This window comes from Marinomonas sp. HM11-D (genome assembly GCF_057626615.1).
On record NZ_JBMMKT010000002.1, the window covers coordinates 241,112 to 253,655 of the forward strand.

Genomic DNA, 12,544 nt, shown 5'->3' on the forward strand with positions numbered 1-12,544 from the left:
TGCGAATTGCGTTTGGACGGGCTTTTAGCTGCCAGAAATTAGTGGCTAGAAATGTGTGCATTGGCGCTGTGTTGCTTTGCCAACAGTGATGATGCTGTCACCATGTTGAAGCTAGCTTTTAGAACTTTCACGGCTTTTTTAGCGAAAGCTGAAATTTTCTTACCAAACGTGCGGCTAGAAGCTTGTTTTGTAGCAAAGCCCCAATTGTTAAGCAAGGCTTCGTATTGCTCTTGAGAATCCTTAGTTTTCTTTGCAGCGCCTGTGTAATGTAGGTTGTAAAGGGCTGCAGAGTTAACGTCTTCTGAAGTGTACATAATGAGTCTCCTTAAGTGATTTTTGTAAAATGTAGTTTTATTACTACATTGATAGGTTAGTTGTTTGAGTTTTAGTCTTCAAACGATGCTTTTTCATGAATTAGGTTATTTTTTTTCAACAATAGAGGTTGTATGTCTCAATATCGATCATTAGCGGATAGTGGTAAAGAATGGGTGTTTCGTCGTGAGGAGCCTTTTGTCACGCAAGAAGACCGTGCCGCTATTTTATTAATGACCGAATCCGCTGGAGCAAACATCTGGCGTGATTACATTTCGGATGCCTTCCTGTACCCCGATCTGTTTAATAAGGATATGTGGGTAAATACCGGTAAAACGGGAGAGGATGACTGGGAGTCGGCTTGGGAATCCGATGCGCCAGAGCTGCCAGAAGGTGTGAAAACGCATTGTGCGAATTGGGGAGACGACACCAAGGTATATTTTTGCTGCCACGCAGACTTTGTTATTGAAACCACTTGGGGTGTGTTTGCGCGCAACTGGAAGGCTTTTCTGTTTCTGGACAGCGATGCGGTCTTAGTGGGTCGCAAGAAAAAGCAAGCCCTACAGTTTTGCGAAAATGGCCAAGCTGCGTTATTGGTGCGAAGCTAATTTAATCGCTCTCATCCAAGATGGCGAATGACAAACATGCGCTAAACAATAGCCCGCCTACCAAAATGGGCGGGCTGGGAAAAGCTAGCATTAAAAAGCCTGTGCCCGTCCAGAGTGTTCGAACAATGCGTTGCTTGGCGCGATAGCGTTTGCCAAAGCGCCTGAAATGGGCGTGCTTCGATGGCTTCTTGTCGTCGAAAAAATCTCGCTGATACCAGCTTGGCAATAATGCAGTAAGAGCCAGCTGTATGTGAAAAGAAAAAAATGCTTTTAACATAGTGCTCAACCTAAACAATCAAGACCAACGCATTGGCCGATACGCATGTTTTCTTAGTTTAGGTGATTCTAAAGCTTTTGCTGTTTTATTCTGCTGCTCTTCTTCGCTTAATTGGTGCCGTTAGGTCGGATTGGGTGTCTGTTGACGGCGGCGACTCCACATGCTGTGATCGTTAAATACTTGATAATAGCTGGCTAATGCTTGGCTTTGTTCGCTGGCATCAGCTTGTGCCAGCAGCATGGCGACCACTTCCGCTGTTGCGAATTGGTTGTCGTGTTTGGCATGTCGCACTTTAAAGGAGCGTATAGCGTCTTCGTTAATGGCAAAGGTGGGGATGCTGTCTAGCCAACGACTTTGGTGCAACATCTTACTGGCTAAGCGCCAGGTGGCATCTAAGACGATCACATTTAATGGCGTTTCGTTCGACGGCAATTCACTTAAATGCGTACCTGCGTTTTCTCGTTTTTCGGTGCTTGGAAATAAAATGACATTGTTGTCGGCAAATGACTCTATGCGCTCAATTAGAGTGTTATCGGGAGTGGTTCGTGACCAAATATAAGCATCGGTTTGCTCTGGGAATAAGTCAGCGATTAAACGTCCGCTATTGGTCGGCTTGTGGATCTCGGTGTAGTGATAGAGCAGGGTAAAGTGGATGGGACTGTGCATGCTGATTCGCTGATCGCAGAAACAAGCGAAATCTGCCATTAGGCAGGATGGACAGCGCTCAGCGTTCGCGCCGCGGGCGATAAATTCTCTGCGGCTGCCTTCTTTAGCCTGCGTTCTGAGTCGATCGACGCTGTGAAGCGGGTGTTTCAATGTAGTCATGGCTTTTCTGCTGATATAACGGTAACGAGATGATGGTGTGACTGGACAGGGATTCTGACGATTTTTAATATGTTTTTCTATTAAAAATCAGTTGGCTTTACGCAAAATATGCAAATTTGGTGGAATCACTGTAGAAGGTTTTGTAACGCACTATCCAGCTTTACACGCTCACGTTATGGTAGATGGTGTGATGTTTTTTATGAGTAAATTATGAGTCGTTACATTTCGCCCGTGTTGTACATTTTGATGATGCTAATTGGGTGTGTGGCGTTTATTTCTATTGCAGGGGTTCGCGTTGGTTTCATAGAGCCAATCACTGCTTTTGATATGTTGCGCAAAACCGTCTTTGCTGCCATTGCTTTGACCATCTTAACCATGGCTTCCTTGTTTGTTTGTCGCAAGGAATGTAGTGCGGGTGGCCGTCGATTTTTTTGGCTGGTGGGCGTCGTCTCGTTTATTTACAGCGTAATGTGGCTTGGGCTTTATGTGCAAAAGTCGCGTTTGCCGGACTTATATGACATCTCTACGGATTTGAATAACCCTCCTGTTTTTATTAATGTGGCTTATCTACGTAAAGCCTCTGAGCATGATCTGACCTATGACTTTGCTTGGGTGCCGGTACAGAAGCAGTACTATCCGAAAGTAAAACCTCTGGAAGTGACTAACACGTTCAAAGAAACCTACATTGAAGCCACGGCGCTAGTGGCAGAACGTGGTTGGGATATGGTGTCGCAATACCCTAGTGCGGGTGTGATTGAAGCTTCAGCACGCACCCCTGTGTTTGGTTTGCGTAATGATATTGTGATTCGTATTACGCGCCAGCATGACAAGGTAGTGGTAGATATGCGCTCTTGCTCACGGGCGGGTGAGTCTGATCATGGTAATAACGCCGAACGTATCCAAGGATTCCTTGGTGAGCTAAGTCGACGTTTACAGCCAGTACCAGCGGATTTAGTGCTACGAAATTGATGTTTTTTTATTCACCCTAGGCGTGCTTTTGGTTAGACTCTAACCATCAACATCAAGGAGTGAATAGGTGTGAGTCGTCGAGTCCAGCAAAAAGCGAATACGCGTGCCAAAATCAAACAGGTTGCTAAACAGGCGTTCTTTCAACAAGGTGTAGAGGTCACAACGACTCGAGAAATTAGCCGCCTAGCCGGGGTGGCAGTCGGCACCTTCTTTGTTCACTTTCCCGACAAGTTAGATCTTGTAAAAGAAATTTATTTTGATGCGTTAGATGAAACCCTCAGTGCCAGTGTGGGTCAGCATCAACCAACAAAGTCTCCCACCGAATATCTCTCTCAAATCGTTACAACCTTATTTCCTTTCTACGAAAAGTACGATGAGTTTACCCGTGTGATCATGATGGACAGTGTGCTTAATGGCGGCTTCCATTCGCAGCAGATTTCTTCGATTAAGCAGGGTGTGGCTAAACGTTTTGAGGCGGTGGGTGTCGACACGAAAACAGCGTCAATCTTTTCCGAAAACATGACCGCCAACTATTGGTTGGTCTTTATGGAATGTTTACCGACCAAGTCTTTTACCTCTCCTGCCGTATTGCAGCGTTTAGATACGCTAAATCTGCCCTTTAAAGTGTCCTTTGATAATGCGGTGAGGGCTTAAAGTAACAACTTAATTGGCGATTTAATTGAGCTCGTTTGCTTTACGGTAGGGGCCTTGATAATCGAACAAAAGTTGAGTGACCTGCCAACCATGCTTATCTTGTTCGGCGATGACAAAATCGGGATGAGGTAAGTGTGGGATAAAGGCGGTCACTTGCTCGGCTGCATCAAATTCTACTGGAGTGCTGCCAGCACCTAAGCGCCGAGCAAACTCTTCGTTAAAGCGCTGCTGATCTTTTTTAAAGTCAAAGTTGAAGCGCTGTTTAAGCTCATCGCCATCCTCATCGTGATAGATAACCTGTACCTTGTTGCCTGATACGGTGGCCGAGATGGCTTGGCAGCGAATCACCTTATGGCCTTTCAAGTTTAACGCTTTCTTTAAAATGTCGTCCGGATCGATTAGGCGTTCGTGGCAATGCTGGCAATGGCGTGCGGCAATGTCATTCTCTTCATTGCAGTATGGGCAGCGTTTAAAGACAAAACGATAGTCACATTGAAACTCACCATCTGGTGTTTCCACTAAGCCTTGGCAGCGACGGCCATAGTGTTCTCGAATTGAACCGTCGGCCGCTTTAAGCCCCCAAAATAGGTTTTGATGGCTGCATTGGGGGCATTCTACCTGCACCAATTGGCAGTTTGGATTGGGTTTCTTAGTGCCAATTTCGGGCTGGAAAATATCGTAGCCACTGTTGGTGTAATCCAAGATCAAACAATCTTGCTTTTCAGGAAAGAGTCGCAAACCACGGCCAACCATTTGCTGAAATAGGCTCACTGATTCGGTCGGTCGCAGTAGCGCAATCACATCCACATGGGGGGCATCAAAGCCCGTGGTTAGTACGGATACGTTGACCAGATATTTCAGTTGCTGCGCTTTGAATGCATTAATAATGCGATCGCGTTCCTTTAAAGAAGTGTCACCCGTTACGACTTCTGCTTCGTTGGCAGGTAAATAGCTGAGGATTTCTTTGGCGTGCTCGACGGTGCTGGCGAACACCATGACGCCCCTGCGCTTTGTGGAGAGTTCTACGATTTGTTCGCAAATAGCTTGGGTGACACGTTGGTGCTTGCTTACCAGTTCGTTCAGCTGTTGTTCGATTGGGTTGTTGTCATTGTCGTATTCATTGCCCAAAAGCTGATTGAAGTCGTAATGGGCAACCGCTGCATCGTACACTTTGGGTTCGGTTAGATAGCCAGATTTCACCAGTCGGCGCAGGGGGAGTTCATAAATGCATTGGCTGAAAAACGGCTTTTCGGTCTCGCGAGCAAAGCCCCAGCAGTGTTTGTGATAAATCCAGCCGCTGTCCAAGCGATAAGGGGTGGCGGTTAATCCCAATACTTTTAAATTCGGATTAAGCTTCTTGAAGTGCTCAATTACCTGATGGTATTGCCCTTGTTGATCTTTTGGGATGCGATGGCATTCGTCGATAATCAGTAGGGAGAGCGCTTCGTTATGCTGTTCTAAGCCGCGGGCGATACTTTGAATGCTGGCAAAGGTGACTTTGTTGTTAAGGTCTTTGCGGCCAAGCCCTGCAGAAAAGATACCCGCATCCACACCCAGGGCGGTTAACTTTTGATGATTTTGCTCTACCAGCTCTTTCACGTGCGTTAAACAAATGACTTTGTGACGCGCTAGACGACACAGCTCGGCAATCACAAGGCTTTTGCCTGCTCCGGTGGGGAGCACTATGACGGCAGACTCATCGCTTTTGCGGAAGTGTTTTAGAGTGGCGTCGACCGCTTCTTGTTGGTAGTCACGAAGTTGGTACATTGGCAGAAAAAAATCGTTAAAAAGTTAGTGTTTTCGCAGGGCACGCTACAGTATCATTCGCCGCTTTACAACGTCCCGTGCAGGTTTTCATTATGAGTGCAATCGTTCCATTTACCTCGCAAACGCCTTTTGATCAGGTGGTTGCTGATATTCGCGAGAAGGGTTGGAGCGTTACCGATGGTTTTTTCTCGGGTGAAATGGTCGAAGCGCTTATGAATGATATTGATGAGCTGGATAACAGTTACATGAAGCAGGCTGGTGTAGGACGTTCCAATGATCATCAGGTGGCGCTTAACCGTCGCAGTGATTACATTCGCTGGATTGATCCGATTACCCCAGCTCGAACGGCATTTTTGAACGCCATGAGTGAGCTTCGCTTAGAGTTTAATCGTCGTTTGTTTCTCGGACTGTGGGATTATGAAGCCCATTTTGCGCGCTACGAAGAAGGGGCTTTCTACGAAAAGCACGTGGATGCCTTTAAAGGTAAAAGTAATCGCGTGTTGTCGACGGTATTGTATTTGAATGAAAACTGGGGTGACGGTGATGGCGGCGAATTTGTGTTGTTTGATGAGCACGATGAAAACCACGAATTAGGTCGATTCTTTCCGCAAAAAGGCCGCTTGGCAGTGTTCTTGAGTGAAGAGTTTCCCCATGAAGTTCTCACCGCTCAGCGTACCCGACACAGTATTGCGGGCTGGTTCCGAGTGAATAACAACATTCAAAATAACCTTGATCCAAGTCAATAAGATTCGCAATCACGGCGGTTTTTCCCTATAATGCGCGCCGAAATTAAGGCTCTGGTTTTACGTTCCAGATCGCATTAGGAGAGAAAGACGTGTCAAAAGTTGTTGTATGTGCCCTGTATAAATTTGTTCAGCTTGATAACTATGAAGCGCTGCGCGAGCCACTTCGTATTACTCTAGAAGATAACGGCATTCGCGGTACCTTGTTGTTAGCAAGTGAAGGTATCAATGGTACGGTTGCGGGCAGCCGTGAAGGTATTGATGCCATGTTGGCTTGGTTGGATCAGCAGCCTGGTCTTGAAAACATCGTTTACAAAGAGTCTTACGACGAAGCGATGCCGTTCTACCGCACCAAGGTTAAGCTGAAGAAAGAAATCGTGACTATGGGCGTAGAAGGCGTAGATCCACGTAAAGTCGTGGGTACTTACGTTAAGCCAAAAGATTGGAATGCCTTGATCTCTGATCCTGACGTTATTTTGATCGACACCCGTAACGACTACGAATTCCAAATCGGTACCTTTGAAAACGCGGTCAACCCTAAGACCGAGACCTTCCGTGAATTCCCACAGTATGTGAAAGACAATCTTGATCCAGAGAAGAACAAGAAAGTGGCCATGTTCTGTACTGGCGGCATCCGTTGTGAAAAATCGACGGCTTACTTGAAAGAGCAAGGTTTTGAAGAGGTTTACCACCTTGAAGGCGGTATTCTTAAGTACTTAGAAGAAGTGCCGGAAGCAGAAACCATGTGGAAAGGCGAGTGTTTCGTCTTTGATAACCGTGTATCTGTTAACCACAAGCTTGAAAAAGGTGAATACGACCAGTGTCATGCTTGCCGTATGCCAATCACCGAAGAAGAGAAGCAAGATGAGCGTTTTGAGCAAGGCGTAAGCTGTCCGCACTGTTTCGATAAATACACTGATGAGCAGCGTCGTCGTTTCGTTGAGCGTGAGCGTCAAGTTCAGCTAGCGAAAGAGCGTGGCGAAGCCCACATCGGTGCAGAAGTGCTGGATGCGGTAGAAAAACACCGTCGTGAAAAAGAGCTTGAGCGTGAACGTCAACGCCAAGCGGGCCAGCAAGCCAACTAATGGCTTGATCGGGACTCCCAAAAGGGTCAGCGAATGCTGGCCCTTTTTGCATTTTGCCGCTTCTCGCATTCCTTTTCTTGCCGAAAAAGCTTAAAATTCAGCGCATTATCTGGCCGTCATGGAAGCATGATTAAAGGTCAAACAACCCAACGCTGTGTTGCACAGCCCCAATCATCACCAGATTAGATTGCATGAGCTATCAAGTACTCGCACGAAAATGGCGTCCACAAACCTTCCTTGAAATGGCAGGGCAAGACCACGTATTACAAGCTTTAGTGAATGCTCTACGCCAACAGCGTTTGCATCACGCTTACTTGTTTACGGGCACGCGTGGTGTGGGTAAAACCACCATTGCACGTATTTTTGCCAAATGTCTTAACTGTGAAGTGAATGGTATTTCGCCAGAGCCTTGTGGTGAGTGTGATAGCTGTCGCGAAATTGCAGAAGGCCGTTTTGTTGACTTGATCGAAGTCGATGCGGCGTCGCGTACCAAGGTAGAAGACACTCGTGAACTGCTCGAGAACGTGCAATATGCACCGACTCGCGGTCGCTTTAAAGTGTACCTCATAGACGAGGTGCACATGTTGTCGACGCACTCTTTTAACGCCTTACTAAAGACGTTAGAAGAGCCACCAGAGCACGTGAAATTCCTGCTGGCGACCACGGATCCGCAAAAGTTGCCGGTGACCATTCTGTCCCGCTGTCTACAATTTAACCTAAAGAATATGTCGGCGCAGCGGGTGGTGGATTATCTACAAAAAGTCCTCACCACCGAGCAAGTGAGTTTTGATCAACCTGCGTTATGGCAAATTGGTCAAGCGGCCAACGGCAGTATGCGTGATGCGTTGAGTTTAACAGATCAAGCGATTGCCTTTGGCGATGGTCAAATCACTGAAACTGGCGTGACATCCATGCTTGGTTTGGTGAATCAGAGCCAAATTCTATCCTTGCTGGAATCGGTGGCGGCCAAAGATGCGGCACAAACGCTACAAAAGATCGATGCTTTAGCGGATTACCAGCCCGATTTTATTTCCATTTGTGGTGCCATGCTGGACTCACTGCATCGTGTTGCCGTGGAGCAACAAGTGCCAGGTGTGTTGCAGGATCAAATTGGTGATTTGGCGCAGATTCAGCAATTGGCTCGTAGTGTGTCGCCAGAAGAAATTCAGGTGATGTACCAAAGCTTGTTGGTAGGGCGTCGTGATTTACCCCTGTCGCACTCGATTAAATCAGGTTTTGAAATGCTGATGTTACGCTTAATTGCGTTTCGTCCAGCCAATGCTATGACGGTGCGTTACGATGCGCCGCCCGCTCAGCCTGTTTCAACGCCTGCGATTTCAACAAGCGCTGCGCCTGTGGTGGAAGAAAAAAAAACACTGACGCCAGCGCCCCCTAGCGTTGTCGAAGCGAAAGTCGAGCAAGCCAAAGCCGAGTCAGTTAGCCTTGAGGCGCCAGCTGTACCCCTAGCTGAACCTGTTACGGAAGCGGTTGCGCAGCCTGAAGTCGCGCCAACAGCATCGCCGCAGGCAACAACGGCATCGCAAAATGTAGCGTCAGCACCAAACTACGACGATGTGCCGCCATGGGATGACTCTTTACCGGACTACGACGATTATCAAGCGCCGTCAGACTATGCAGAAGCAGAGCCTGCGCCGCACGTAGCATCACAGCCTGCTATAGAGTCTGCATCTGTTATCGTGGAGCCCGCGTCGCAGCCAGCTCCTGAACGCAAGACGCCAGCGATAGATCCCGCTGAACGTTTATCGCGCATGCTGCATGATCAGTCAGACAGTGCGGTGGATGCGGATGAAGAAAGCGATGAAGATGCGGATGAGCGTGCGATCGCAGAAACCGAGGATCCCTTCGCTACAGCGGCCAATCTGGTGGAAGCGGTAACGGAAAAGCCTGCCTTAATTGATAAGCAACCGGATACCGTCGCTCAACCAGCGTTAGCGATGCCATTGCCCGAGATCGCGCACTTTAAAGAGATGACCATGAATTTATGGTGGTTGGTGGCGCCGCGCTTGAAATTAACCGGTTTGGTCCAAAATATAGTGATGAACTCGTGTTTAATTAGCGCGTCAGAACAAGGTATCAAGCTACAAGTACCGCTAGAATACGGTCACATGCTCAACCAAGCGCGCTACGAGCAAATCCAACGAGAATTATCTGGCTTCTTTGAGACACAGGTACCGTTAATTATCGATACTTTAGAAGAAGTCGAAGGCGTCACGGCGGAAGAGTTTGCTGCGAGCAAACGTGCAGAAGCCCTGCAAGCCGCGATTGATCATTTAAATGCTCACCCAGTGGTACAAGCGTTAGCGAGTAAGCTGGGTGGACAAGTACTGTATGACACTGTCAAAGTGAAAGCTTAGTCAAATATTGGAGAGAAATATGTTTAAAGGTGGTATGGGCAACATGATGCGCCAAGCGCAAAAGATGCAGGAAAACATGCAGAAAGCCCAAGAAGAAATCGGCAACATGGAAGTCGAAGGTCAAGCAGGTGCGGGTCTTGTGAAGATTACCATGACTGGCCGCCACGATGTTAAACGTGTATCCATCGATGATTCTTTGTTTGAAGATGACAAAGAAATGCTAGAAGACTTGATTGCTGCTGCGATCAACGATGCGGTACGTAACATCGAAGCCGCTTCAAAAGACAAAATGTCTGCAGCAACAGCAGGTATGCCAATTCCTCCTGGCTTCAAAATGCCATTCTAAGAGAGGAGTGGACGCTTGTTCAGCCCGTTAATTAAAGAGCTGATTGAGTCCTTGCGCTGCTTGCCTGGCGTAGGGCCGAAGTCAGCGCAAAAAATGGCGCTCTACTTGTTAGAGCGCGATTCCCAAGGGGCAGACCGATTGGCTCTGTCTCTGCGTTCGGCACTCGATAAAGTAGGGCGCTGCAGTCAGTGTCGTACTCTAACAGAAGATAATCTGTGTCCCGTGTGTACCGACGATCAACGCAATCGTAGTCGGTTGTGTATTGTGGAAACGCCAGCGGATGTGATTGCCATCGAAAGCACAAAACAGTTCGATGGTTTGTATTTTGTGTTACTTGGTCATCTATCACCTATTGATGGCATTGGCCCTGAAGAGCTGGGGTTGGACCGATTAGAATCCATCGTCAAGCAGCAGGGTGTTGAAGAAGTGATCATCGCAACCAACAGCACGGTTGAAGGTGAAGCCACCAGTCATTACATCGCGCAGTTATTAAAGCCTCAGGGCATCGAGGTGAGCCGTATTGCTCAAGGCGTTCCGATGGGCGGTGAATTAGAATACGTTGACGGTAATACGTTGGCATTGGCACTAGAAGGCCGGAAAAAACTTTAACATGGAAACTCAAAACCAGAACCTAGACATTGTTTGGGTGGAAACCGATGCGGCATTGGCTAAGTGGTGTGAACACTGGGCGACTTTGCCATTTATTGCCGTCGATACAGAATTTGTGCGTCGTACTACGTTTTACCCAGTCACTGGGTTAATTCAGATCTCAGAAGGAGATCAAGCGGTACTGATTGATCCACAAACCATCACAGACTGGTCGCCGTTGCGGGATTTGTTGGTCAATGAAAACGTAATGAAGGTATTTCATGCGTGTTCAGAGGACTTGGATGTGTTTGATGATCTGGTGGGAGTCTTGCCAATACCATTTTACGACACCCAGATCGGTGAAGCCTTTGTCAGTGCAGAATGGTCTTTGAGCTATGTGAAGTTGGTCAAAGCCTACTTAGATATCGAAGTGGCAAAAGACGAAACCCGCTCTGATTGGACCTTACGTCCACTGACGGATGCGCAAAAACGTTATGCGGCGCTGGATGTCATCTACTTGGCGCATGTTTACCCGATGCAGGTGGCACGCCTAGAGCAAAAAGGCATGTTGGACTGGGCATTGGAAGACTGTGAAAGTCTAAAATGGCAGTACCTGCAAAACAACGATGCTGAGCAAAACTGGGACGGCATCAAGGCGGCGTGGCGTCTAAGCCCGAAAAGTTTAACCCTATTACGCCTACTGTTTTTGTGGCGTGATGAGCGTGCCCGTGCGGACAATATCCCACGTGGTCAAGTGTTGAAAGACCGCACCTTGTGGGCGTTGGCGAAGTTTATGCCTGACAATGCTCGCGCAGTCGGTAAAGCGGAAGATATTTCGCCAAAGCAAGTGCGTTTGTACTCTCAGGCGATTGTCGAAAAAGTAGCCTTGGTGAACGAACTGAGCCAAGATGAGTATCAGAATCCATTGCCTGCGCCATTGCCATCCGATGCAGGGGATTTATCGAAAGCCATCCGCGCTTATTTGAAAGAACAGGCGCATGTGTTTTCGATTGCACCAGAAGTGGTGTTGAAACGTAAGCTGCTGGATCCATTGCTACGACATATTTATGAAGGTTCACCGATGGACTGGTCGAATCCAGCGTTTAACGGTTGGCGCCAAGATAAGGTAGTTAAACCTTTGCTTGAAAAGTTCGCCAAGTAACCTGAGACCTTGTGAGACTCACTATGAGCCATTTGATTATTGAAATTTTTCGCTCTTCAAAGCGTGATGAAATGTACCTTTACGTTGAAAAGCAAAAGGGTACGAAAGATGTACCAGAATTGCTGATGGAGCGTTTTGGTAAGCCAATCAGCGCTATGACCATGCTACTAAAGCCAGACAGTAAGCTTGCCCGCGCTAACGCCGAAGACGTGATGAAAGCCATCCGTGAGCAAGGCTTCTACCTGCAGATGCCACCTGTTCGCGATGAGTACCTATTGGATCTATACAAAGCGCCTACGGAAGCTCGTTACTAATGATCGCGAAACGTTATGAGCCATTTTGGAAAACCACACCGTTAGCGCAAATGTCGCCGACGGAGTGGGAATCTATCTGTGACGGCTGTGCAAAATGTTGTTTGCAGAAGCTAGTGGATGATGAGACGGAAGAGGTGTACTACACCAACCTTGCTTGTCATCAGCTAGACATTAAGGCTTGTCGCTGTAAAGTGTACGATCAACGTTTGCAAAAAGTTGAGGGCTGTTTGTCCTTGGCACCGCAAGATGTTGAAGCATTTGATTGGTTGCCGGATACCTGCAGTTATCGTGTACTGCACGAGACCGGTGATCTACCGAACTGGCACCCATTAGTGGTGGGCAGCAATCGTGAGATGCTCAGCCAAGGATTGAATGTCAGCCACTATGCGGTCAATGAAAACAGCGTTGACGAAGACCGTTGGCAGGAACATATAATAAGATGGGTTCACGGAATGCCCGAGTCCTACGATCCAACACAGGGCTGAACCTTCGATTTACCATTCAAAGCAGTCGCTCAGG

The 12,544-nt window shown here is 47.6% G+C and carries 15 protein-coding genes; 11 read left to right on the top strand and 4 right to left on the bottom strand.

Features of this window, described 5'->3' with window-relative positions; all coding sequences use genetic code 11:
* Positions 1-38 precede the first annotated feature (38 nt).
* Positions 39-314: a hypothetical protein gene (locus tag ACOSVP_RS03535; protein ID WP_487346109.1), complete on the bottom strand. Its 276-nt coding sequence runs from the start codon at positions 312-314 to the stop codon at positions 39-41.
* A 132-nt stretch (positions 315-446) separates the two neighbouring features.
* On the opposite strand from ACOSVP_RS03535, the gene ACOSVP_RS03540 reads away from it, so the two are divergent.
* A complete protein-coding gene (locus ACOSVP_RS03540) occupies positions 447-920 on the top strand; it encodes a DUF2947 family protein (protein ID WP_487346110.1) in 474 nt (157 codons plus the stop codon).
* Between the two features lies 1 nt (position 921).
* On the opposite strand, the gene ACOSVP_RS03545 is transcribed toward ACOSVP_RS03540, so the two are convergent.
* Complete coding sequence (locus tag ACOSVP_RS03545) at positions 922-1,197, bottom strand: hypothetical protein (protein WP_487346111.1); 276 nt, start codon at positions 1,195-1,197, stop codon at positions 922-924.
* A 120-nt stretch (positions 1,198-1,317) separates the two neighbouring features.
* Positions 1,318-2,022 carry a tRNA-uridine aminocarboxypropyltransferase gene (locus tag ACOSVP_RS03550; RefSeq protein ID WP_487346112.1) on the bottom strand — a complete coding sequence of 235 codons (705 nt, stop codon included), beginning with the start codon at positions 2,020-2,022 and terminating at the stop codon, positions 1,318-1,320.
* Positions 2,023-2,232: 210 nt separating this feature from the next.
* Between ACOSVP_RS03550 and ACOSVP_RS03555 the strand changes: the two genes are divergently transcribed.
* Together ACOSVP_RS03555 and ACOSVP_RS03560 are read left to right on the top strand one after the other, a co-directional pair.
* Positions 2,233-2,991 carry a DUF1499 domain-containing protein gene (locus tag ACOSVP_RS03555; RefSeq protein ID WP_487346113.1) on the top strand — a complete coding sequence of 253 codons (759 nt, stop codon included), beginning with the start codon at positions 2,233-2,235 and terminating at the stop codon, positions 2,989-2,991.
* Positions 2,992-3,060: 69 nt separating this feature from the next.
* A complete protein-coding gene (locus ACOSVP_RS03560) occupies positions 3,061-3,645 on the top strand; it encodes a TetR/AcrR family transcriptional regulator (RefSeq protein WP_487346114.1) in 585 nt (194 codons plus the stop codon).
* A 21-nt stretch (positions 3,646-3,666) separates the two neighbouring features.
* Here the strand turns inward: ACOSVP_RS03560 and radD are convergent, their stop codons facing one another.
* A complete protein-coding gene (gene radD, locus ACOSVP_RS03565) occupies positions 3,667-5,412 on the bottom strand; it encodes a DNA repair helicase RadD (protein ID WP_487346115.1) in 1,746 nt (581 codons plus the stop codon).
* Between the two features lie 92 nt (positions 5,413-5,504).
* Here radD and ACOSVP_RS03570 point away from each other — a divergent pair, with 92 nt between their 5' ends.
* The 8 genes from ACOSVP_RS03570 (at position 5,505) to ACOSVP_RS03605 (ending at position 12,510) form a co-directional block, all read left to right on the top strand.
* The gene (locus ACOSVP_RS03570; RefSeq protein WP_487346116.1) at positions 5,505-6,158 is read left to right on the top strand and encodes a 2OG-Fe(II) oxygenase; all 654 of its coding nucleotides are present in this window, start codon (positions 5,505-5,507) and stop codon (positions 6,156-6,158) included.
* A gap of 89 nt (positions 6,159-6,247) precedes the next feature.
* A complete protein-coding gene (gene trhO / locus ACOSVP_RS03575; protein ID WP_487346117.1) occupies positions 6,248-7,240 on the top strand; it encodes an oxygen-dependent tRNA uridine(34) hydroxylase TrhO in 993 nt (330 codons plus the stop codon).
* A gap of 191 nt (positions 7,241-7,431) precedes the next feature.
* Positions 7,432-9,615, top strand: a complete 2,184-nt coding sequence (dnaX, locus tag ACOSVP_RS03580; protein WP_487346118.1) for a DNA polymerase III subunit gamma/tau — start codon at positions 7,432-7,434, stop codon at positions 9,613-9,615.
* 19 nt (positions 9,616-9,634) lie between these two features.
* Positions 9,635-9,961, top strand: a complete 327-nt coding sequence (locus ACOSVP_RS03585; RefSeq protein ID WP_055462985.1) for a YbaB/EbfC family nucleoid-associated protein — start codon at positions 9,635-9,637, stop codon at positions 9,959-9,961.
* 15 nt (positions 9,962-9,976) lie between these two features.
* On the top strand, positions 9,977-10,570 hold the full coding sequence (gene recR, locus ACOSVP_RS03590; protein ID WP_487346119.1) for a recombination mediator RecR: 594 nt from the start codon (positions 9,977-9,979) through the stop codon (positions 10,568-10,570).
* Between the two features lies 1 nt (position 10,571).
* Entirely contained in the window at positions 10,572-11,711 is a 1,140-nt protein-coding gene (gene rnd, locus ACOSVP_RS03595; protein WP_487346120.1) for a ribonuclease D, read from the top strand.
* 23 nt (positions 11,712-11,734) lie between these two features.
* Positions 11,735-12,025, top strand: coding sequence for a YcgL domain-containing protein (locus ACOSVP_RS03600; protein WP_487346121.1), 291 nt, complete (start codon positions 11,735-11,737; stop codon positions 12,023-12,025).
* Entirely contained in the window at positions 12,025-12,510 is a 486-nt protein-coding gene (locus ACOSVP_RS03605) for a YcgN family cysteine cluster protein (protein WP_487346122.1), read from the top strand. Before ACOSVP_RS03600 ends, ACOSVP_RS03605 begins: the two co-directional genes overlap by 1 nt.
* Positions 12,511-12,544 lie beyond the last annotated feature (34 nt).